Annotated in this window: 14 protein-coding genes and 1 pseudogene; 8 read left to right on the top strand and 7 right to left on the bottom strand. The window is 72.6% G+C overall.

The features are described from left to right. Positions 1–6 precede the first annotated feature (6 nt). The 3 genes from ACFRIC_RS27205 to ACFRIC_RS27195 all read right to left on the bottom strand — a co-directional run bounded on the left by ACFRIC_RS27205 (position 7) and on the right by ACFRIC_RS27195 (position 8,963). Positions 7–3,342 (bottom strand): ATP-binding protein, encoded by a 3,336-nt coding sequence (locus ACFRIC_RS27205; RefSeq protein WP_382790656.1) that lies wholly within the window; start codon positions 3,340–3,342, stop codon positions 7–9. An 81-nt stretch (positions 3,343–3,423) separates the two neighbouring features. Beyond that, positions 3,424–6,399: an FG-GAP repeat domain-containing protein gene (locus tag ACFRIC_RS27200; RefSeq protein WP_382790653.1), complete on the bottom strand. Its 2,976-nt coding sequence runs from the start codon at positions 6,397–6,399 to the stop codon at positions 3,424–3,426. Then, on the bottom strand, positions 6,399–8,963 hold the full coding sequence (locus tag ACFRIC_RS27195) for a S8 family serine peptidase (protein WP_382790650.1): 2,565 nt from the start codon (positions 8,961–8,963) through the stop codon (positions 6,399–6,401). The genes ACFRIC_RS27200 and ACFRIC_RS27195 overlap by 1 nt, the downstream gene beginning before the upstream one ends. 444 nt (positions 8,964–9,407) lie before the next feature. Here ACFRIC_RS27195 and ACFRIC_RS27190 point away from each other — a divergent pair, with 444 nt between their 5' ends. The 6 genes from ACFRIC_RS27190 (at position 9,408) to ACFRIC_RS27165 (ending at position 13,656) form a co-directional block, all read left to right on the top strand. Further along, positions 9,408–9,815 (top strand): sortase-dependent protein, encoded by a 408-nt coding sequence (locus tag ACFRIC_RS27190; RefSeq protein ID WP_382790648.1) that lies wholly within the window; start codon positions 9,408–9,410, stop codon positions 9,813–9,815. Next, positions 9,812–10,450 carry a class F sortase gene (locus ACFRIC_RS27185; RefSeq protein ID WP_382790645.1) on the top strand — a complete coding sequence of 213 codons (639 nt, stop codon included), beginning with the start codon at positions 9,812–9,814 and terminating at the stop codon, positions 10,448–10,450. The genes ACFRIC_RS27190 and ACFRIC_RS27185 overlap by 4 nt, the downstream gene beginning before the upstream one ends. A gap of 94 nt (positions 10,451–10,544) precedes the next feature. Further along, positions 10,545–11,036, top strand: a complete 492-nt coding sequence (locus tag ACFRIC_RS27180; RefSeq protein WP_382791272.1) for an RNA polymerase sigma factor — start codon at positions 10,545–10,547, stop codon at positions 11,034–11,036. Next, positions 11,020–11,532, top strand: coding sequence for a hypothetical protein (locus tag ACFRIC_RS27175; protein WP_382790642.1), 513 nt, complete (start codon positions 11,020–11,022; stop codon positions 11,530–11,532). Before ACFRIC_RS27180 ends, ACFRIC_RS27175 begins: the two co-directional genes overlap by 17 nt. 168 nt (positions 11,533–11,700) lie before the next feature. After that, positions 11,701–13,065 carry an FAD-dependent oxidoreductase gene (locus tag ACFRIC_RS27170; protein WP_382790639.1) on the top strand — a complete coding sequence of 455 codons (1,365 nt, stop codon included), beginning with the start codon at positions 11,701–11,703 and terminating at the stop codon, positions 13,063–13,065. Between the two features lie 63 nt (positions 13,066–13,128). Continuing rightward, positions 13,129–13,656, top strand: a complete 528-nt coding sequence (locus ACFRIC_RS27165) for a hypothetical protein (protein WP_382790636.1) — start codon at positions 13,129–13,131, stop codon at positions 13,654–13,656. Between the two features lie 7 nt (positions 13,657–13,663). Here ACFRIC_RS27165 and ACFRIC_RS27160 read toward each other — a convergent pair whose 3' ends face one another. Then, complete coding sequence (locus tag ACFRIC_RS27160; RefSeq protein WP_382790632.1) at positions 13,664–14,347, bottom strand: glycerophosphodiester phosphodiesterase; 684 nt, start codon at positions 14,345–14,347, stop codon at positions 13,664–13,666. 18 nt (positions 14,348–14,365) lie between these two features. Next, positions 14,366–15,520, bottom strand: a pseudogene (locus ACFRIC_RS27155) (adenosine deaminase). A gap of 498 nt (positions 15,521–16,018) precedes the next feature. Here ACFRIC_RS27155 and ACFRIC_RS27150 point away from each other — a divergent pair. Next, positions 16,019–16,852 carry a DUF4190 domain-containing protein gene (locus ACFRIC_RS27150; protein ID WP_382790629.1) on the top strand — a complete coding sequence of 278 codons (834 nt, stop codon included), beginning with the start codon at positions 16,019–16,021 and terminating at the stop codon, positions 16,850–16,852. A 24-nt stretch (positions 16,853–16,876) separates the two neighbouring features. Here the strand turns inward: ACFRIC_RS27150 and ACFRIC_RS27145 are convergent, their stop codons facing one another. Further along, positions 16,877–18,478 carry an MFS transporter gene (locus ACFRIC_RS27145; protein ID WP_382790626.1) on the bottom strand — a complete coding sequence of 534 codons (1,602 nt, stop codon included), beginning with the start codon at positions 18,476–18,478 and terminating at the stop codon, positions 16,877–16,879. A 128-nt stretch (positions 18,479–18,606) separates the two neighbouring features. Beyond that, a complete protein-coding gene (locus ACFRIC_RS27140; protein ID WP_382790623.1) occupies positions 18,607–19,188 on the bottom strand; it encodes an NADAR family protein in 582 nt (193 codons plus the stop codon). A gap of 208 nt (positions 19,189–19,396) precedes the next feature. Here ACFRIC_RS27140 and ACFRIC_RS27135 point away from each other — a divergent pair, with 208 nt between their 5' ends. Further along, complete coding sequence (locus ACFRIC_RS27135; protein WP_382790620.1) at positions 19,397–20,923, top strand: gamma-aminobutyraldehyde dehydrogenase; 1,527 nt, start codon at positions 19,397–19,399, stop codon at positions 20,921–20,923. Positions 20,924–20,988: the final 65 nt, after the last annotated feature.

Below are 20,988 nucleotides of genomic sequence, written 5' to 3'. Positions count from 1 at the left end.
CCGGGTTCAGAGCTCCCGCAGCAGGGCCCGGGCGCGGGTCAGCCGACGGGTCCCGGCCGGATAGGGAAGTGCCTGGGCCAGCGACTCCGCCCGCGTCAGCTCCCTCGCGCCCTCCCGCGTCGGGGCGAGCCGCGACAGCGAGGCGCCGAGGACGATGCGCGCCTCCACCTCGGTGAGGCGTTCCCCGGTCCGTTCGGCCCGGGCCGCCTCGGCGCGCGCGAGCCGCAGCGCGGCCTCGGCCCGTCCCGACAGGAGCTCCGCCCAGGCCACCAGCACCGGCGCGTCGTCGGTGTGACCGTCCAGGGCGCGCAGCGCCCGGTCCGGGTGGCCGGTGCGCAGGGCGAGTTCGGCGCGCGCCGTGCGCACCTCGTGCTCCGCCTGCCGGTCCCCGAGCTCGGCGGCGACCGCCTCCGCGCGGTCCAGGAGGGGCACGGCCGCTTCCGCCGCGCCCGTGAAGACCCGTACGCGGGCCAGGGTCGCGAGCGCGTACGGAAGGCACCAGGCGTCGTACGCCTCCGCGCCCGTGACCGCCTGTTCCGCGAAGGCGAGGGCGGGCCCGGGCTCCTCCAGCAGCAGCCGCAGCTCCGCGAGGTTCCCGCGCTCGAACGCGGCGGCGGTGGGATCACCCGACTGTTCGGCGAGGCCGAGCGCGCGGGTTCCGATGTCGACCGCCTCCCGCAGCCTGCCCGCCCGCCGCGCGTTCTCGCGCAGCATCGACAGGACCGAGCCGAGCAGGGTCGGATCGCCGTAGGCCTCGGCCGGTGCCAGCGCCTGGTCGCCCGCCTCGCGTGCCTGGTCGAAGCGGCCGGCGAGCCCGAGGTTGGCGGCCTGCATCGCGAAGGCGCGGGCCAGCAGCCGCTGGCCGGACGCTCCCGGCACGTTCCGCGCCGAGGTCAGGGCCTGCCGGGCGGCCTCGTGCCCGGCGGTGTACCGCCCCTGGACGCAGCGGATCACGGACAGGGCGAGGAAGTGACTGGCTGCCGGTTCCGGACCGGTGTCCGCGGTCACCGGGTGTTCCCGCAGGGTGCGACGGGCGGCCGCCGGTGCGCTCGTCCGGGCCAGGGTCTCGGCGAGCAGCGCCGAGGCGAGGACGGCCTCGTCACGGTCCTCGCGCCGCTCGAACTCCGCGAGCGAGAGCCGCAGGGCGTCGGCCGCCTGCTCGAAGTGGCCCATCCTCCGCAGGACATGGGCGTGGGCGAGCCGGGCGCGGGCCGCGTCGACGTCGAGCCGGGCCACCAGGTCGCGGTAGTAGCGGTCGGCGGTGTCGTTCGCGTACAGGGCCGCGGCCCGCTCCGCCGCCCGGCGCAGGTACTCGGCCGCCCGCGGGTCGTCGGCGCGGGCGAAGTGGGAGGCCAGGGTGTCGACGGCGTCGGGACGGCGCCGTCTGACCGCCTGCGCGAACGCGGCGTGCAGTTGCCGGCGGCGGACCGCCGCGAGCTGTTCGTAGCAGGTGAGCCGGACCAGCGGATGCCGGAAGGCCACACCTTCCTCGGACCGCCCGGCCACCACGACGGGCCGTTCCTCGACGAGCGAGGCGGCGATGGCCTGTTCCAGGGCGTCGGCCGCCGCGGCCCCGGCGACCGGGGGGTGCAGTCCGTGTTCGGCGACGTCCAGGAGTTCGGACAGCGCGGTGTCGCCGCCGGCGACGGCGAGCGCCTCGACGACGCGGCGGGCGTCCGCGTCGAGCCGTACGAGCCGGTCGGCCACCAGCCCCCGTACCCCTTCGGGGGCGAGGCCTGCGCCGTCCCCGTCGGCCAGGCCGTGGGCGAGTTCGAGGGCGAACAGCGGGTTGCCGAGGGAGAGTTCCCACACCCGGTGGACCCGTTCCTCGTGCGAGGGGTCCGCGGCCGCGTCGCGGACGACCGCCAGGCAGGCCTCCTTGTCGAGGCGGCTCAGCTCCTCGCGTACGCCGTGACGCCGGCGCAGGAGGGAGGCCACGGCCGAGCGGCGCGCGTCGCCGTCGGGCAGCTCCTCCTCGCGGTAGGTCGCCAGGAACCGCAGGGCGGTGTCCCGCTCCACGGCCCGCCGGGCCAGATGGCCGAGCAGGCGGTACGAGCCCGTGTCGGCGGCGTGCAGATCGTCGAGGACGACCAGTACGGGACGGGCAGCGGCGAGGTCGCCCAGCAGTGCCGTGATGCCCCGGAACAGCCGGTCCCGTTCCTCCTCCGGGCTGCGCTCGCCGGAGGTTCCCACCTGCCCGAGCGAGGGGAGGAACGAGGCCAGTTCGGGGTACTCGGACCCGACCCGGGCCCGCTCGGCGGCGCCGTGCCCGGCGAGCCAGCCCTCCAGCGCCTCCGCGAACACCCCGTACGGCGTGTGCCCCTCGGCGTCCTGGCCGCCGCCCCAGAGCACGGCCGTGCCCTCCGCGGCGGCACGCCGGGCGACCTCGCTCACCAGGCGGGTCTTGCCGACGCCCGCCTCGCCGGTGAGCAGGGTGACGGGCGGCCCGTCCGTCGCGAGGAGCCGTGCGAGCACGGTGTCCCGGCCCCGCAGCGGCGGTGCGCTGCGGGTGGCCCGCAGCAGGGCGGGGAGCGGCGGGGCGGTGGGGGCGGGGGCGGGCGCCGCGGCCAGGGCGGCCCGGTGCAGCCGCTCCGTCTCCGGTCCGGGCCGTACGCCCAGTTCCGCCGAGAGGACCTCGTGGCACGCGTGGTACTGGCGTACGGCCTGGCGGCGCAGCCCCTGGCGGAGCAGGGCGTCGATGAGCACGCGGTGCGCCAGTTCCTCGGCCGGGCTCTGTGCGAGGACCTGTTCGGCCACGGCCGCCGCTTCGGCGGCGGCGCCCCGCTCCAGCTGCGCTTCGGCGAGCCGGAGGAGCAGCTGCTCACGCAGCAGTGCGAGTTGCTCGCGGCGTTCCCCGGCCCAGCTCGCGTAGCGGTCCTCCGGCAGGATCTCACCGGTGAACCGGCCCAGCGCGTCGGTCAGTTCGTCCACGCCGCCGTCGGCGAGGGCGGACCTGGCCGCCGTCTCGGCGTCGTCGGCGTCGATCCACACCGTGGCCGGGTCGAGGTGGAGCAGCGTGCCGTCGGAGATCAGGTACGAGGAGGCGGCGCGCTTGGCCAGTTCGGGTTCGAGGGCGTGGCGTGCGGCGTGCAGGGCGACGCGCAGGCTGCCCGCGGCGGCCTGCGGGTCGGCGTCGGGCCAGCAGATGTCCATGGCCTGGCCGCGGTGGAGCCGGTGGCCGGGGACGACGGCGAGCAGTTTCACCAGGGTGCGGGCGCCGGGCCGCGGCCAGCGTTCGGCGGGCTCGGGGCCGCTGTCACGTGAAGCCCGGAAGCCGTCGAAAAGGTGCAGACGCAGCAACGGAGGGCTGAATTCCGTCCCGTTCGTCTGGCGCGTGCTCATAGGGGCGACAGCGTAGCCGAGCAGGCCGAGAACCCCCTGGGCGAGGCCCAGGGGGTTCCGGTCGGACCGGTGTGGAGCCGGTCAGGAGAGCTTGTACGTGGCTACTTGGTGGATGGCGTTGTTCGGGATGTAGTAGCGGCCGCCGAACTCCTCGGCCGTCCGGTCGAAACCGTTGTCGTCACCCGCGAGCGACAGCGCCTCGTCGACCCCGTCGCCGTCCAGGTCGGCGGCGAGATAGTTGCGCGCGCCCATCAGGGTGACGCCGCCGACACTGTTGGACCAGGTGTCGGGGCTGTCGAAGATGCTCGGGTCCCACAGGTCGAGCCCGCCGTCGGCACCGGCGACCAGCAGCTTGCGCCCGCCGGGTCCGGTCATGAAGCCGCCGCCGTACGACTGGGCGACGGTCCCGGCCTTGCTGTCCTTGCCGTCGGCCTCGTACCGGCGGAAGGCGGCCGTGCCGCCCTCGTACAGCGCGCCGTCCTCGGCCCAGTAGCTGAAGTGCGTCCACAGGCCGCCGTCGTAGCCGGAGTGCAGCACCTCGCCGGTGCGGCCGTCGCGGATCTCGAAGTAGTTCCGGGGGCTGAGGGACTCGGCGCCGTTGATGTTGATCGGCGCGGTGAGGTTCCACTGGTAGACGACCGCGTGCCCGTCCGCGTACGGGATCTCCTTGGAAGCGAGGATGCCGTCGTTCGGCGTGGCGGTGCGGACGGGGCCCACCGCGTCGGCCGGGGCCTTCGGCGCGAGGTCCCAGCGGACCTTGCCGTTCTTGGCGTCGAGCGCGACGGCGTCGGTCACCGGGCTGTCCAGGTCGTACGCGTCGAGGCTGGCGTAGGCCGCGTACACCTTGCCGTCGCCGGCGGACGGGTCGGTGAAGCGGACGTCTCCCGCGCTCTTGGGCGCGCTGTACGTCCACAGCGCGTGGCCGTCGCCGTAGTAGGCGCGCAGGGCGTCGGTCGGGACGAGGATGTCCAGTTCGCCGTCCCCGTCCAGGTCGGCCAGCTTCGCGGAGCGGACGTACTGGCCCGCGCCGCCCTCGATGGTCGCGAGGGTCTTGCCGGTCCTCCCGTTGAGGACGACCACGGCGGTGTCGGCCGCGACCACGATCTCCGGCCTGCCGTCGCCGTTGACGTCACCGGTCTCGATGTCGTGCACCGCGCCGGGCACGGTGGCCTGCCACAGCTTCTCGGGCTTGCCGCTCACCAGCGACGGGCCCGAGTAGGCCCACACACCGTCGGACTGGCCCGCCATGACGACGTCGTTCCTGCCGTCCTTGTTCAGGTCGGCGGCCTTGGCGTACGCGATGTCGCCCATCAGCGGCGTCACGTCCTCGGCCTTGCCGCTCGCGAGCTTGAACGTGCGGATGTTCTCCGCCTGGTCGACGATCCGCACGTGCGTGCCCGCGGCGTCGCTGAACACGTCCTGGTACATCGGCGCGGCCGCGACACCCCTGCTCTGCCAGCCGACCACACCTTTGGCGTTGTAGACGGTCAGGGACGCGTACCGGCCGCCACCGGGGTTGCCCGCGCCGTTGATCTCGCGGTCGTCCTGGGCGGAGGTGACCAGCTTGCCGTCGGCCACCGCGAGGCGCCAGACGCTCGCCGCGTCCTTGGCGTTGCCGGCGTCGCGCTTGACCGTGCTCGACCACAGGAGCTTGTCGGGGTCGGTGCCGTCGAGCACACGCACCGTGCTGGCGTTGACGTAGTAGTCCTCGTCGAGCGAGGACTCGGCGACCGCGTACTCGTCGCCGTCCTTCGCGGTGAGGTCGCCGACCGTCAGCGCGGTGGGCAGGACGTTGTCCCGGGTCTCCAGCGTGGCGCGGTGACCGGTCTTCAGGTCGTAGGAGGCGACCTCGTAGCGCACGGCGTCGGTGGAGTCCTGCTGGTCGAGCGCGACGATCCGCTTGCGGCCCGCGTCCACGCGGAGCTGACGGCTGTAGAGCATGCTGTCGGTCTGCCAGGTGACCGAGCCGTCCGCGGTGTCGAGCACGAGGGTGCGGCCGCGCGCGTCGACGCCGGTGGCCTTGGCCAGGTTCCAGGAGACGACGACCTTGCCCTTGCCCAGGTCCTGGATGTCGCCCCAGTTGCCCTTGCGGGCCTCGCCGGTGTCGTACGTCCAGGTCGTCGCCGGCGTCAGCACGCCGTCCGCGGACGAGAAGCGGATGCCCGTCAGGGTCATCGTGGCGGCGGCCGGGACCTTGGAGTCGCCGCTCATCCTCGGTGCGTCGGCGACGAGCAGGGTGCCGTCGACGATCTTGACCATGGAGGCGCGGTTGTACAGCTTCGACCACACGGTTTTGCCGGTCTTGCCGTCGAGGACGGTGACGAACGTGCCCGTGGTCAGCGACGAGCCAGGAGAGGTGAACGGACGCGGGTACGGGGTGGTGCCGACCTGCGCCGAGAAGACCACGTCCGGGACGCCGTCGCCGGTCAGGTCACCGGTCGAGTAGCCGTTGTCCGAGTTGGCGGAGAACGGCGAGACGGCGTTGTAGCCCATCAGGATCTGCGCCGGGTACGGCTCGGTCCGCCACGGCTGCGTCGGCTTGACCTGCCACTCCGGGTAGAACGAACTGCTGGTGCGGGCCCACACCTCACTGCCGTCGGCCGCGTGCCGCTGCACGTAGCCCATGCTGTTGAAGGTGAAGTAGTCGCCGTTCCTGCCGACCGGCACGGTGGCGCCCATGCCGCGCACGCCTTCCAGCCTGGCCCCGGCGGTCAGGGTGACCTTGGCGCTCGCGTCGGCGTCCGTGGAGGCGCCGTCCAGTTGGGAGCCGCTGCCACTGCCGGTGTCCGTGCCGGAGCCGGTGTCCGTTCCGGTGCCGTCGTCGGCGGGCTTCGGGGAGTCGGGGGACTTCGGGCTGACCGTGGCGGTGTCGCCGGCACCGGCGTTCGGGTCGAGGGCGACGTGGGCGGCGAGGGTCTCGGCCTCGGCACTGGTCAGCTTCATGGCCGAGCCGCTGTCGTCGGCGGCCAGGGCCTGCGGGCTCACGCTCAGGCACAGGCCCGCCGCGACCAGGGCGGAGGCGAGCCGCAGGGCCCGCCGGGACTGGGGGGCTCTCATCACTTGGCTCCCTGCGTGAAGCGGACGGCGGTGCCGTCGGCGATCACGGACTGGTTGAAGGAGTACTGGAGGGCGTCGGTGCCGGACTGGTTCGCGATGCCGACGGTGGCACCCGCGCCCTTGTCCGCGACCGACTGGTACTGGACCGTCACCGCGCCGGTCGCCTCGTCGAAGACGACCTCGAAGGTGGCGCGGCCCGAAGTGCCGTTGGCGTAGGCGGCGTTGTTCCAGACGATGGCGAACCTGCGGCTGCCGGTGGTGCCGGTGGTGGCGGTCTGCACCGACGACTTCTTGTCGAGGGTCAGGTCGTCCCACAGCGGGGCGACGATGCCCTTGACGCCGTTCACGCCCGTCGTCGGCAGCGCGGTGTTGGAGTAGTCGCCGACGCGCGAGGACAGGAAGTTCACCAGGCCGTCGGTCGTGACGGAGGCGGAGGAGTACGAGACGCCGTACAGCTTCGCCGGGAAGGGCAGGGAGACCGTCGCGGAGTCCTCGTCACCGGTCAGGGAGACTTTCTTGGTGCCGGCGATCCAGGAGTAGGCGGCCGGGGCGCACCTGTTGCCGGAGTCGTCGGTGCGGGCCGGGACCTGGACGTTCTTGGTCAGGTCGGCCGAGGCGACGGTGGCGGTGCCGGTGTAGACGCCGTTGCACAGGACGGGCGCCGCGGGCTTGACCGTCAGTCCGTAGGTGCCCTCGGCGACCTTCGTGAAGGAGTACGCGCCCTTGGCGTCCGTGGTGACGGCGGGGACCGGGGAACCGGTCACCTCGACCGTGGCACCCGCGAGCGCCTTTCCGGTGACGTCGAGCACCGTGCCGCCGACCTTGTGCGAGGCCACCGCGGTCAGCGCGATGTCCTGGGTGAGGGCCTGGTTCTCGACCACCGTGACGCCGGTGGTCGAGCCGTTCGCGTAGCCGTAGCCGCTGAAGGCGAAGCCGTACGTGCCGGCCGGCAGCGCGATCTTGTACGTGCCGTCGCCGGCGGTGGTGACCGTGCGGACGTCGCCGCCCGTGCCGGTGGCCTTGACGGTGATGTTGGCGAGGGCCGCGCCGGTCGCCTTGTCGGTGACCTTGCCGGTGACGGTGGCCGCGGTGTGCGGGGCCTTGTCCACGGAGGCGAGGATGTCGAGCTTGCCCTCGCCCCACACGTTGTTCATGTCGGCGGTGCCGCCGCAGTGGGTGTCGTCGACGTCGCGCGCGCCCTGGTTCAGCAGCGCACGGGTCTCGTCGATCTTGCCGATCAGCGACGGGGCCGCCGACCAGAGCAGCGCGACCGCGCCCGCGACGTGCGGGGTCGCCATCGACGTACCGGATTCGGTGTTGTAGGACGAACCGGGCCACGTGGACTCGACCTTGACACCCGGAGCCGAGATGTTCGGCTTCATCGAGCCGTCGACGAGCGAGGGGCCGAAGCCGGAGAAGGAGGCGATGGTGCCGGTGGAGTCGTAGGCGCCGACGCCGTAGGACGGGGCCTGCGAGCCGGGGGCGTGCGCGGTGGAACAGGTCTTGCCGTCACCGTCGTTGCCGGCCGCGAACGCCTCGAAGATGCCGGCGGCGTTCCAGGCCTCGACGATGTCCTGGTAGAACGTCGTGTCGCCGCCGCCCCAGGAGTTGTTGACGATGTTCGGCGCGAGGTCCGGGCGCGGGTTCTGGCCGTTGTGGTCGGTCGGCGCGAGGATCCACTGGCCGGCCGCCAGCAGCGACTCGTCCGAACAGGAGGAGGACTCGCAGCCCTTGGCGGCTATCCACTTGGCGTTCGGCGCGACACCGATGCCGTGCTTGCCGACCATCGTGCCCATCGTGTGGGTGCCGTGGCCGTTGTTGTCGCAGGGGACGCCACTGGTGCCGCACTGGCCGGTCGGGTCGTACCAGTTGTAGTCGTGCGTGAAGGAGCCGTCGCCGTTGTTGCCCCGGTACTGGGCGACCAGATCGGGGTGGTTGTACTGCACGCCCGAGTCGACGTTCGCGATGACGATGCCCTCGCCGCGGTCGTCGTACTGGTTCCACACGTCGTCGGCGTTGATGTCGGCGACGCCCCACTCGGGGGTGTCGTCTCCGTTCGCGGAGGAGTCCGTGCGCGACGTGGTGATCTTGTTGTCGGCGGTCTCGATGTCGTCGAGCTTGTAGTGCTGCTCCTTGACGATCGACGCGACGTCCGGACGCTTCGCCAGTTCGTTCACGAGGTCCTGGCCACCGGTGACCTGGATCGCGTTGGCGATCCAGTAGTCCTGGTGACCGATCTTCTTCTTGTCCAGGAAGGACTTGAGGGAGGCCTGGCTGTCCGCGGCCTTCGCGCGCAGCTCCTTGAAGGCGGCCCTGGCCCTCGCGGCGTGCGTCTTCTGCTTCTTGGCGCCGGACAGGTCGGCCTGGTCCTTCAGGACGACGAAGAACGTCGCGTCACCGCCCTTGGCCACGGCGGCGGTGAGCGCGGAGTCGACCTCGGCCGACGACGACGGGGCGGCGCCGGCGGCGAGTGCGGGGGTCGACGCGGTCAGCAGGGCGGTCGCGGTGAAGGCGGCCGCCACCCAGACGGCGCCTCTGCGCCGGGGCGGTTGGGGCAGGTGCATCGGGGGTGCTCCTCCGGGAACGGTAGGGGGAGCACGGACGCTAGGCAGACGCCGTTACTCGGGCATTACAGGGCTCGGCCCGGCCGTACAACTGCCCTCTTTCCAGGCCGAACCAGACCTCGCCCGCCCCAACCCTCACACCAACGCCGAGCGCGCCGGGCGAGGTTGGCACCGACCGGGAGCGGGTCTCCCTGACCGAGGTGGGCGTTGGACCGGGAGCGGGTCGCCCTGACCGAGGCCGACGCCGGAACGGGAGCGGGTCGCCCTGGCCGAAGTTGGCCTCGGAAACGGCAGCGGGTCGCTCCGCTCGCGGGCGAACCGCCTTTCCCCTCGTCGTCTTTGCCCGCTCTTTACAACCCCGTCCACCGCCCGCTCGTCTCTCCGCTCGATCCGTAACCGGCCCGCCGCTCCACCGGCGGGCGGACCGACGAAAGAGAGCGATCCATGCGCCGAACCGTCTTCAGTGCCACGGCACTCGCGTGCACCGCCGTGCTGGTGGGCACGGTGCCCGCGTTCGCCGACGGGGCGTCCCCGCGCCCCTCGACCCGACCGAGCGTCAGCGCGGCCCCGGCCTCCGCGAGCCCCACCACGGCCCCCGCCCCGGCGAGCCCCACCGCGACCCGGGCACCCTCCGCCGTGCCCTCCGCCGTGCCCAGCGCTGCGCCGACGCGGGCGCCGGCCTCGCGGCAGGTCTCCGTCCGGCCGAACGGAGCGCCCGACACCGGTGTGGCCCCGACCGCGACGCCGTCCTCCGGCCCGGCGGCCGGGCTGGTCGGCGGGGGCGCCGCCGCCGTGTTCGCCGTGGGCGCGGGCGTCTTCGCCGTACGCCGTCGGCGGGCGACCGGGGCATGACCTCCCTCTCCAGGCGCGCGTTCGTCGCCACGGCGGCGGCCGCGCTGCTCGTGGGGTGCGGCGGCCGTCCGGCCACTTCGTCCGCGCAGCCGAAGCCCGGCGGCACACCCGCGACCGCGCGGCCCGGCGGCGGCTCCACGGCCTCGCCGTCCGCCGCGAAGCCCGTGCGTGCGATGGCACGTTCGGCGCCGGTCGGGCTGCGGATACCGGCCATCGGCGTCGACACCCCGCTGACGCGGCTCGGACTGGCACCGGACGGCGGCGTGCAGGTGCCGCCGGTCACGGCACACGACCGGGCCGGCTGGTACCGGTACTCGCCGACGCCGGGCCAGAAGGGTCCCTCGGTGATCCTCGGTCATGTGACGGTCGGCCCGTACGGCGACGGCGTCTTCCGTCACCTCGCGCGCCTGCGCCACGGCGACCGGATCGTCGTGCGCCTGGAGAACGGAGGGTCGGCCGGGTTCACCGTCGACGACGTCCGTACCGTCGCCAAGGCCGACTTCCCGTCGGACGCGGTCTACGGCGACGTGGACCGCCCGGAGCTGCGGCTCATCACCTGCGGAGGTCCCCGCTCCGGAAGCGGCTACCGCGACAACGTGATCGTGTTCGCGGCGCTGACGTCCGCGAGCCCCTGACCCCCGGCCGGCAGTCCGGGATCCTGGGCCGCAGGACCGTACCCCCGCGGCCCGGGATCGTCCGCTCCCGGCACCGTCACGACCATGGAGAATGTTGAAAGGGTCCCGAGAGAAGGCGGCTTCCGAGCTGTTCGCCGCCCTCTACCCGCGCCTCGCCGGCTGGTGCCGCCGTCTCGTCGACGACGACGGCACGGCCCACGAGATCGCCTCGGAGGCGTTCACCCGGCTGTGGTCCCGCTGGACCTCCGTGGCCGAGCCGCGGGGATTCCTCTACGTCACGGCCGCCAACCTCGTCCGGGACCACTGGCGCAAACTGGAGCGGGAGCGCAGGGCCGTGCACCGGGCCACCGCCGAGGCCGCCGTCGGCCCGCCGAACGAACAGGCCGATCCCTCCGTGCGCCTGCTCGTGCAGTCGCTGCCCGAACGGCTGCGCGTCCCGATCCTGCTGCACTACTACGCTGACATGCCGATCCGGGAGGTGGCCGCGCTGACCGGGCGCAAGGAAGGAACGATCAAGGCCGATCTCCACGCGGCCCGCGAAACGCTCCGCGCCCATCTGAGGAGAAGTCTTGATCACACACTCTGACGACGGTCCGGACTTCGGCCCCGACGACCCGCTCGCCGTCATCATGCGGCCCCCGTCCGAGTACCTCTCGCCACCGCCCGGCCGCTACGAGGCGATCCGCCGGGGCGCTGCCCGGCGCCGGCTGCTGCGCGCCGCCGCCGGGGCGGCCGTGGCGTGCGCGCTCGGCGCGCTCGTCGTGCTGCCGCTCCGGTCGGCCGCGCCCGAGGCGCCCGTGTCCCCGGTGGTCCCGATGGCCCCGCCGCCCGCGAGCGGCCCGTCGCCCGAGCCCACTCCGTCGGTCTCGCCCGAGAGCGCCGTCCCCCGTCCCCGCGGGAGCGGTCCTGCGCGCCGGACGTCGGCGCCCGCTAGCGTGCCCACGGCCCGTACGACCGCCGTTCCGACGCTCACCCGCACTCCGTCGGCCACGCGGGCGTCCGCTTCCACCCCCGCGACCGCCCGCCCGTCCGCCGCCCGCACCGGGGCCGTTCCCACGCCGTCCAGGGCGGACCAGAGGTGACTGCTCAGGGGGACCGGCGGCAGAGGACGACGCCACCCATAAAGCGGTCCTTCAGGAGCCATAAGTCGGCCTTATGAGGTCATAGCCCGGACCCGCCTACTGACTTAGGTTTGCCTCAGTTTAGGCTTCCCGACGAGTCCCCTGCCCCTGCTCGAAGGGAATCTGATCATGCCTCGCCCTCTGCGGGTAGCCATTGTCGGAGCCGGCCCCGCCGGAATCTACGCCGCCGACGCGCTGCTGAAATCCGCAGTGGCCGCCGAGCCCGGTGTCTCCATCGACCTGTTCGAGCGAATGCCGGCCCCGTTCGGTCTCATCCGTTACGGCGTCGCCCCCGATCATCCCCGGATCAAGGGCATCATCACCGCCCTGCACCAGGTGCTCGACAAGCCGCAGATCCGCCTCTTCGGCAACGTCGACTACCCGCGCGACATCACCCTCGACGATCTGCGCGCCTTCTACGACGCGGTGATCTTCTCCACCGGCGCGACGGCCGACCGCGCCCTCGACATCCCCGGCATCGACCTCGACGGCTCGTACGGCGCGGCGGACTTCGTCTCCTGGTACGACGGTCACCCGGACGTCCCGCGTACCTGGCCGCTGGAGGCCGAGAAGGTCGCCGTCCTCGGTGTCGGCAACGTCGCGCTCGACGTGGCCCGCATCCTGGCCAAGACCGCGGACGAGCTGCTGCCCACCGAGATCCCGCCGAACGTGTACGACGGGCTCAAGGCCAACAAGGCGCTGGAGGTCCACGTCTTCGGTCGCCGGGGCCCCGCGCAGGCGAAGTTCAGCCCGATGGAGCTGCGCGAGCTGGACCACTCGCCGAACATCGAGGTCATCGTCGACCCCGAGGACATCGACTACGACGAGGGCTCGATCGCCACCCGGCGCGGCAACAAGCAGTCCGACATGGTCGCCAAGACCCTGGAGAACTGGGCGATCCGCGACACCGGCGACCGCCCGCACAAGCTGTTCCTGCACTTCTTCGAGTCGCCCACCGAGATCCTCGGCGAGAACGGCGAGGTCGTCGGCCTGCGCACGGAGCGCACGGCCCTCGACGGCACCGGGAACGTCAAGGGCACCGGCGAGTTCAAGGACTGGGACGTCAGCGCGGTCTACCGCGCGGTGGGCTACCTCTCCGACAGCCTGCCCAAGCTGCCCTGGGACGTCGACTCGGGCACCGTTCCGGACGCGGCCGGCCGGGTGCTGGAGGACTCGGGCGAGCACCTGTCCTCCACCTACGTCACCGGCTGGATCCGGCGCGGTCCCATCGGTCTGATCGGTCACACGAAGGGCGACGCCAACGAGACGGTCGCGAGCCTGCTCGACGACCACGCGAACGGCCGTCTGCTCACGCCCACGTCGCCCGAGCCGGAGGCCGTCGACGCCTTCCTCGGCGAGCGGGACGTCCGCTTCACCACGTGGGAGGGCTGGTACCGGCTCGACGCCGCCGAGAAGGCGCTGGGCGAACCGCAGGGCCGTGAGCGCGTGAAGCTGGTCGAGCGCGAGGACATGCTGCGGGAGAGCGGCGCCTGAGCCATCGGAGCCCCGGACCGGGGCGGTTTTGAACACGTTCAAGTCGGGGCGTACGCTCCCGGTATGAGCGACAGAGCCGCCCTGCTCCGGGGCATTCGCGTTTGGCTTGCCTTCTTCGTCGTCAGCCTGGTGCTCAGTGGCGCCACGGCCTTCCCGCTGGTGCACGAGCTGCACTGGACCGAGGACCTGCTGCGGACCCTGTCCGTGCCGGAACACCTGCCCGTCCTGATGGACTGGATCGGACGCGTGAGCCGCGGCCTCGACACCGCCGACGCCCAATACCCGTTCCTGCTCTACGGAACGGACTGGCTGGCGTTCGCGCATCTCGTCATCGCGGTCGCGTTCTACGGCCCGTACCGCGATCCGGTCCGCAACATCTGGGTCGTCGAGTTCGGGATGATCGCCTGTGCCGGCATCGTCCCGCTCGCCCTGATCTGCGGACCGATCCGCGGAATTCCCTTCTGGTGGACGGTCGTCGACATGTCCTTCGGGATCTTCGGGGTGATCCCGCTGTACGTCGTACGGAAGAAGATCAAGCGCCTGGAAGCCCTCGGCGCCGGACCGGTGCCCGTGCCGGCGGCCGCCGGCTGACCTCGTCTCAGTCCCGGCGCAGGGCGGTCAGCGTGTCGATCCGGTTGGTCGTGATCGAGTCGACCCCCGCGTCGAGCAGGCGGCGCATGGAGCGCCGGGTGTCCGGCGTCCATACGGAGACCAGGTGGCCGTCGCGGTGAACCCGGGCCACGAGCTCGCGACTCGCCAGGGGGAAACGGTAGTTGAGCCAGCGCGGGCGTACGACGTCGAGCAGGCCCGGGCGCGGCGGGGCCACGGTCGTCCAGGTCAGCGCGATCTCCGCGGACGCGTCGGCGGCCCGCACCGCGAGCATGGCGGGGGCCGACGCGCAGTAGTACACCCGCTCGCCGGCCCCGCACGCCCGCACCACGTCCACGATCTCGCGCGCGACCCGCGCGTCCACCGCTCCCGGCAGATCGACCATGACCCTGCTGTCCCCGGTCGCTTCGAGGGCGTCCGCCAGCGTCGGCACACCGCCCTCGGTGAGCCCGCGCACCTCGTCGCCGGAGAGCGAGCTCAGCGGCCGGTCGTGTCCCCACAGACGCTTGAGCGTCGCGTCGTGCAGCAGGACGGGTACACGGTCGCGCGTCAGGCGTACGTCGATCTCGACGGCGTCCGCGCCCTGTCGGAGCGCGGAACGCAGGGAGTCGATCGTGTTCTCACGGACGCGATAGGGGTCGCCGCGGTGGGCGACGGCGGTCACGGTGCGCATGGGGCCATTGTGACCGGGTCAGAGCGCGAGCCAGGTCGCGGTGTACGTGTCGATCTCCGCGGCGAGTCCGGCCTTCTCCGCCTCGCCGAGGAACGAGGCGTGCACCGCGTTCCTGGCGAGCTCCGCGATCCCCGGCTCGTCGAGACCCAGGAGGCGGGCGGTGACCGCGTACTCCGTGTTGAGGTCGGTGCCGAACATCGGCGGGTCGTCGGAGTTGACGGTGACCGTCACCCCGGCCGCCACGAACTCCTTGACGGGGTGTTCGTCGAGGGTGCGCACGGCGCGGGTGGCGATGTTCGAGGTCGGGCACACCTCCAGCGCGATGCCGTGCTCGGCGAGGTGGGCGAGCAGCCGGGGGTCCCGGGCGGAACTCGTGCCGTGGCCGATGCGCTCGGCGCCGAGGACGTTCAGCGCGTCCCAGACCGTCTCCGGGCCCGTCGTCTCACCGGCGTGCGGCACCGACCGCAGTCCGGCCGCGCGGGCACGGTCGAAGTAGGGCTTGAACTGGGGCCTGGGCACGCCGATCTCGGGGCCGCCGAGTCCGAAGGAGACGAGCCCCTCCGGCCGCAGCCGGTCGTCGGTCGCGAGCCGCACGGTCTCCTCGGCGGCCTCGAGACCGGCCTCGCCCGGGATGTCGAAGCACCAGCGCAGCACGACACCGAGATCGGCCTCGGCGGCCTTGCGGGCGTCCTCGATCGCGTCCATGAAGGCGCGTTCGTCGATTCCGCGCCGGGTGGACGACCACGGAGTGATCGTCAGTTCGGCGTAGCGCACCTGCTGACGGGCCATGTCGCGGGCGACCTCGTACGTCAGCAGCCGCACGTCCTCGGGGGTGCGGATGAGGTCGACGACGGACAGGTACACCTCGATGAAGTGCGCGAAGTCCGTGAACGTGAAGTAGTCCGCCAGCGCCTCGGGATCGGTGGGCACCCTGGAGTCGGGGTGGCGGGCGGCGAGTTCGGACACGATGCGCGGGGAGGCGGAGCCGACGTGGTGGACGTGCAGTTCGGCCTTGGGCAGCCCCGCGATGAAGGTGTGCAGGTCGCGGGCGTCGTCGCGTGCGGTGATGTGCTCGGTCAACGGGTTCCTCCCCGGAACGGCGTCCCTGGGCCGTGTGGGTCCGGACGCGGGTGATCGGCTGATCGACGGTTCGGGATCATCGTAGGCGGCCACCGCCGTCCGGGCCCGTGGGCCCCACGCGGGGCGAGCGGGCCGTCGCACGAGGGAGATCCGCCGCCGCGGCACGGGCCGTAGCATGACGGAACGTACGAGAGAGGGGACTCGACCATGTCCGACGACGCCCAGAGGCCGACAGCCCCACGCGAGGCGGGTACGTGGGCTCCACCGGGCGGGTCGAACCCGACGCCGGACCGGAACGGGTCACCCGAGGGGCGTGGAGCGTCCGGTGCGGGCACCGAGCCCGGTCCCGCCGAGGACGCGGCACCCGGCGCCGATCGCGCGTCGGCGGCAGGTCCGGACCGTGCGATACCCGCGGCCGACCGGGACCACGCCGACCGGGACCACGCGGCGTCCGCGGCCGGCCCTGATCACACGGCACCCGCCGCCGGCCCCGGTCGGGCGGCACCTCAGACGGACCCCGGCAGGGACGAGGGTCCGGCCGGCGGCTCGGGCGGTGGAGCCGGCTCCGGCGCCGAGGAGGCCGCGCTGTGGGTGGACAGGGCCTTCGACGAGGGACCGGGGCACGCGGCACCCGTGCCGGGCGGGGCCTTCGGTGCCGCGCCCGCAGCCTCGGTGCCCGCGCAGGGCGGCGGCCCCTTCGCCGCACCCGACACCCGGGTCTCGCTCGGGAAGCCCGGCCCCGGCCCGCGAGCCGAACTCGACCCCTGGGCCCCGCCCGAGGAGATGGCCTCGCCCGCCAGGACCGTACGGGGGAGTGCCACGCCCCCTCCTGCGTACGGGCTTCCGACGATCACTTCGCTGCCCGGCGCGCCGGCCCCGTCCGGACCCGGGAACCCCGGCGGTCCCTGGGACAACCCGTTCGCACCACCGGCGGCCCGCACCCCCTACCCGCAGCCCTCACCCGGCGAGCCCGTCCCGCCGCCACCGATCGCCCCCGGCGGCCCCGGCCTCCCGTACGGCTACGGCTACCCGCAGTACCCCGGCTTTCCCGCGGGTGGGGCCTATCCGGGCGCGCCCGGATACGGCTGGCCCGTGGGGCAGCCGATGCCGAGCAACGGGCTCGGAACCGCCGGCCTCGTGCTGGGCATCATCGCGGCGGTCCTCTTCATCGTGTGGCCGCTGGCGATCGTGCTGGGCGTCCTCGCCGTGATCTTCGGGCTCGTCGGCGGGGCCAAGGCGCGTCGCGGCGAGGCCACGAACGCCGGGCAGGCGCTGGCCGGGGTCATCTGCGGAGCCGTCGGGCTGCTCCTCGCCGTCGCCGTGTTCGTCCTCGTCATCCTCTACGCACCGGACGACGGCGGCAGCGACACGGGTGGCGACGACGGCTTCTCCACCTCCCTGGTGACACACCGGCTTCCCTGGTGACCCACCGGCGATGACGCGGTGGGGTCAGCCGGACGGCGGGGGTTCCTCCTGCTCCTCCTCCGTCGTCCCGCCGCGGCCCCCGGGGTGGCGCAGGGCGCAGAAGAAGCCGACGGCGAGCGCGATCGCCATGCCGTAGAAGACGTACTGGTTGGCCTCGGCGAAGTCCGTCCGCACGTTCGACATCACCTCGCGCATGGTCGACGCGGCGGCGCCGGTGCCGGTGGGCTGCTGGGCGTCGGCGTTGCCCGTGACGGCCTGGGCGATGTCGTCGGCGACGTCGTGGGCCCTGGCCGACGACAGACCGTGGGAGGTGAGGGTCGAGACGACGTTGTCCGTCATCCTGTGCGTCAGGATCGTCCCGAAGATCGCCAGCCCGACACTGGCCGCGTAGTTGCGGACGGTCTGGGTGATGCCGGTGACCTCGCCGTAGGAGGCCCCGATGGACCGGTTGACGGCGTCGGTGGAGGCGGGCGCCAGGATGAACCCGATCCCGGCTCCCGCGAGGGCGACGTAGGGCCACTGGTCGTGCATGGACAGGTCGGTCAGCTTGCCGGCCCAGAGGTAGAAGCCGACCGCGCCCAGGATGGTGCCGATCTTCAGCGCCGGCCGCGGTCCCTGCCGGTCGAGCATGCGGCCGCCCCACTGGGAGGCGATCGCGAAGCCGGCGAAGAAGTACAGCAGGTAGAGCGCCGCCTGGTTGGGCGAGGCGCTGAGGGAGACCTGCGCGTACACCGAGGCGAAGAAGAAGACCGGGACGAACGCCAGCATGGCGAAGAAGAGCACCAGGGAGTCCACGGTGAACGCCCTGTCCCGGAAGACCGCCAGATTGACCAGCGGGTGGCGCCGGTCGCGTTCGTAGCGGCAGAAGAGGACCAGGACGACGAGGCCGCCCACGATGCAGGCCCAGGTCGCCACGCTGCCCCAGCCCCAGTACGCGGCCTGCTGGAAGCCGAGCACGCTCACTCCCATGCCCACCGCGATGAGCACGGCCCCGACGACGTCCAGCGATTCGTCGCGCCGCCGGTCGGGGATGTGCGCCAGCACGGTCAGGACGAGCGCCACCACGGCGACGGGCACGTTGACCCAGAAGATCGCCCGCCAGGTCCATGCCGTGAGCCAGCCGCCCAGCAGCGGTCCGATGGCCGTCAGCGCTCCCGACAGCCCGAAGAAGAGCGCCAGCGCCCGGCCACGCCGCTCCACCGGGAACACGGCCACGACCACGGCCAGTGCCGCGGGGAACAGGAGGGCGGCTCCCAGGCCCTGGGTCGCCCTGAAGACGATCAGCCAGGTCTGGGCGAAGTCTCCCTTGGGCACACAGCCGCACAGCACCGACGAGACGACGAACACGAGGGTGCCGACGACCACGACCCGGCGCGGCCCGAGCAGGTCGGCCAGCCGCCCGCCGAGGGCGAAGAAGGCCGCCAGCGACAGCAGGTAGGCGTTGACCACCCACTGCATGCCGGACGCCGAGAGCCCCAGTTCGCGGACGATGTCCGGCGCGGCGATGGAGACGATCGTCTGGTCGATGAAGGTCATCGCCACCGCGAACAGCATCGCCGCCAGCGCCAGGGACTGGCGGGGCGCGCCGGGCGCGGTGGACGAGACGTGGTTCTGCTTTGCGTACATGCCCGTCACACGGACAGTTTTGGCCGGTGGGGGCGTTGCCGCATCCGGTGATCGCCACCCCGGAGCGGCCCCCCGGCCTCCGGTGACCGCCGCTCCGGCCCCTGGGGTACCGCCCTCGGGCGCGGTTCCTAGGCGCCCGCCTCCGTGGGCGTCGGCGCCGCGCGCAGTCGCTCCCGTGCCGCCATCAGGGCGAAGCCCAGCAGGTTCTCACCCCGCCAGCGGCGCGGGTCGAAGGCGCCGTCGTCGTTCGCGGAGAGCCCGATGCCCCAGATGCGGTCCATGGGGCTCGCCTCGACCAGCACCCGCCCGCCCGTGCCCAGCAGGAACGCCCGCAGGCCGGGGTCGGCGGAGAACTTGTGGACGCTGCCCTCGACGACGATCCCGAACCGCTCGCGCCGCCAGACGGTCTCGTCGAAGCCGCGCACCAGCCGTCCGGCCTTCTTGGCGAGCGCGGGGCTCGCCGCGCCGACCGCCTGCCGCTCGGCCTCGGCGTCGCCGAAGAGGCGGGCCTTGGACGCCATCATCCAGTGCTCGGCCGTAGCGTATGCGACCCCTTCGACCACGAAGGGTGACGGCCACCACTGGCTGAGACAGCTCGTCCCCACCTGGCCGTCCGGCCTCGGGCGGTGCCCCCAGAAATGCAGATACTTCACCGGTGTCCCGGACGCGACAGCACTGACCAGCGCGTCCCGAGTGTCGATCATCCCCATGCACGCCACTCTGGCACGCACCACTGACACACCGTCCCGCCTTTTCCGGGAGGACTCGACACCTGGTCAAAGGATTCCGTCGCGTAACCAAAAGGCAACAACGGAATCACTTGTTGGAGTCCCTTTGCTCTGCCAGGATCGGCACTCAAATCGAGCTGGAGCTACGCCGACCCCCGTCTCGACGGGGAGGACGGCGGAGGAGAGCGACATGCACAATCCGGGCCATCGCTTCCAGGCGCAGGACCGCCTCGCGGACGGCGCGCAGTACATCGGAGGCCGTTTCATCCAGGGCACCTCCGGTCGCACGCACGCGGTCGTGGACCCCGCCACCGGCGAGGAGGTGTACACCTACGAGCTGGCGAGCACCGCCGACGTGGACGCGGCCGTCGCCGCCGCCCGCGCGGCCTTCCCCGGCTGGGCGGCCACCACCCCGGGCGAGCGGTCCGACGCGCTGCACCGGTTCGCCGCCGTGCTCGCCGAGCGGGCCGAGGAGTTCGCGCAGGCCGAGTCGCTGCAGTGCGGAAAGCCCCTCAAGCTGACCCGCGAGTTCGACGTCCCGGGAACCATCGACAACACCGCGTTCTTCGCGGGCGCCGCCCGGCATCTGCAGGGCCAGTCGGCCGGTGAGTACTCCGGCGACCACACCTCGTACGTACGCCGCGAGCCCATCGGGGTCGTCGGATCCATCGCGCCCTGGAACTACCCGCTCCAGATGGCCGCGTGGAAGATCCTCCCGGCCATCGCGGCCGGCAACACGATCGTGCTGAAGCCCGCCGAGCTGACCCCGCTCACCTCCCTGCTGTTCGCCGAGGCGGCCACCCACGCGGGCATCCCGGACGGTGTCGTCAACATCGTCACGGGTCTGGGCAAGGAGGCAGGCGAACACCTCGTCGGCCACCCCGACGTCGCCATGACGTCCTTCACCGGGTCGACCGCCGTCGGCAAGCGCGTCGCCGAGATCGCCACCTCGACCGTCAAGCGCCTCCACCTGGAGCTCGGCGGCAAGGCCCCCTTCCTCGTCTTCGACGACGCGGATCTGGAGGCCGCCGTGAACGGCGCGGTCGCCGGGTCGCTCATCAACACCGGCCAGGACTGCACGGCCGCCACGCGCGCGTACGTGCAGCGGCCGCTCTACGACGCGTTCGTCGAGCGCACCGCCGCCCTGATGGCGACCGTCCGCGTGGGCGACCCGTTCGCGCCCGGCACCGACCTCGGCCCGCTGATCTCGCACACCCAGCGCGACCGCGTCGCCGGATTCGTCGACCGGGCCCGCGGCTACGCGCGCGTGGTGACCGGCGGTGAGGCTCCACAGGGAGACCTCAAGAGCGGCGCGTACTATGCGCCCACGCTCGTCGCCGACGCCGGGCAGGACAGCGAGATCGTGCAGGCCGAGATCTTCGGCCCGGTCCTCGTGGTGCTCCCGTTCGACACCGACGACGAGGGCATCGCGCTGGCCAACGACACCCCGTACGGACTGGCCGCCTCCGCCTGGAGTCGCGACGTCTACCGGGCCAACCGCGCGACCCGCGAGATCCAGGCCGGCTGCGTGTGGGTCAACGACCACATTCCGATCATCAGCGAGATGCCGCACGGCGGTTACAAGGCATCCGGCTTCGGCAAGGACATGTCCGCCTACTCCTTCGAGGAGTACACACAGGTCAAGCACGTCATGTTCGACAACACCGCGGTCGCCAGGAAGGACTGGCACCGCACGGTCTTCGGGGACCGGCCGTAGTCCGTTCACCGGCTACGGCCCTGTGGCAGACCAGGCCGCGACCACGGCCGCGACCCTCTCGAAAG

The sequence above is a fragment of the Streptomyces sp. NPDC056738 genome (assembly GCF_042790435.1).
Lineage (GTDB): Bacteria > Actinomycetota > Actinomycetes > Streptomycetales > Streptomycetaceae > Streptomyces.
Note: the sequence above shows the minus strand (reverse complement) of the source record. Positions and strands in the feature narration are given on the sequence as shown.

What these genes read in the sequence shown, in the direction of transcription:
- ACFRIC_RS27205 (WP_382790656.1), bottom strand. Translation starts at nt 3,342, where the DNA reads ATGAGCACGCGCCAGACGAACGGGACGGAATTCAGCCCTCCGTTGCTG.
- ACFRIC_RS27200 (WP_382790653.1), bottom strand. Translation starts at nt 6,399, where the DNA reads ATGAGAGCCCCCCAGTCCCGGCGGGCCCTGCGGCTCGCCTCCGCCCTG.
- ACFRIC_RS27195 (WP_382790650.1), bottom strand. Translation starts at nt 8,963, where the DNA reads ATGCACCTGCCCCAACCGCCCCGGCGCAGAGGCGCCGTCTGGGTGGCG.
- ACFRIC_RS27190 (WP_382790648.1), top strand. Translation starts at nt 9,408, where the DNA reads ATGCGCCGAACCGTCTTCAGTGCCACGGCACTCGCGTGCACCGCCGTG.
- ACFRIC_RS27185 (WP_382790645.1), top strand. Translation starts at nt 9,812, where the DNA reads ATGACCTCCCTCTCCAGGCGCGCGTTCGTCGCCACGGCGGCGGCCGCG.
- ACFRIC_RS27170 (WP_382790639.1), top strand. Translation starts at nt 11,701, where the DNA reads ATGCCTCGCCCTCTGCGGGTAGCCATTGTCGGAGCCGGCCCCGCCGGA.
- ACFRIC_RS27165 (WP_382790636.1), top strand. Translation starts at nt 13,129, where the DNA reads ATGAGCGACAGAGCCGCCCTGCTCCGGGGCATTCGCGTTTGGCTTGCC.
- ACFRIC_RS27160 (WP_382790632.1), bottom strand. Translation starts at nt 14,347, where the DNA reads ATGCGCACCGTGACCGCCGTCGCCCACCGCGGCGACCCCTATCGCGTC.
- ACFRIC_RS27145 (WP_382790626.1), bottom strand. Translation starts at nt 18,478, where the DNA reads ATGTACGCAAAGCAGAACCACGTCTCGTCCACCGCGCCCGGCGCGCCC.
- ACFRIC_RS27140 (WP_382790623.1), bottom strand. Translation starts at nt 19,188, where the DNA reads ATGGGGATGATCGACACTCGGGACGCGCTGGTCAGTGCTGTCGCGTCC.
- ACFRIC_RS27135 (WP_382790620.1), top strand. Translation starts at nt 19,397, where the DNA reads ATGCACAATCCGGGCCATCGCTTCCAGGCGCAGGACCGCCTCGCGGAC.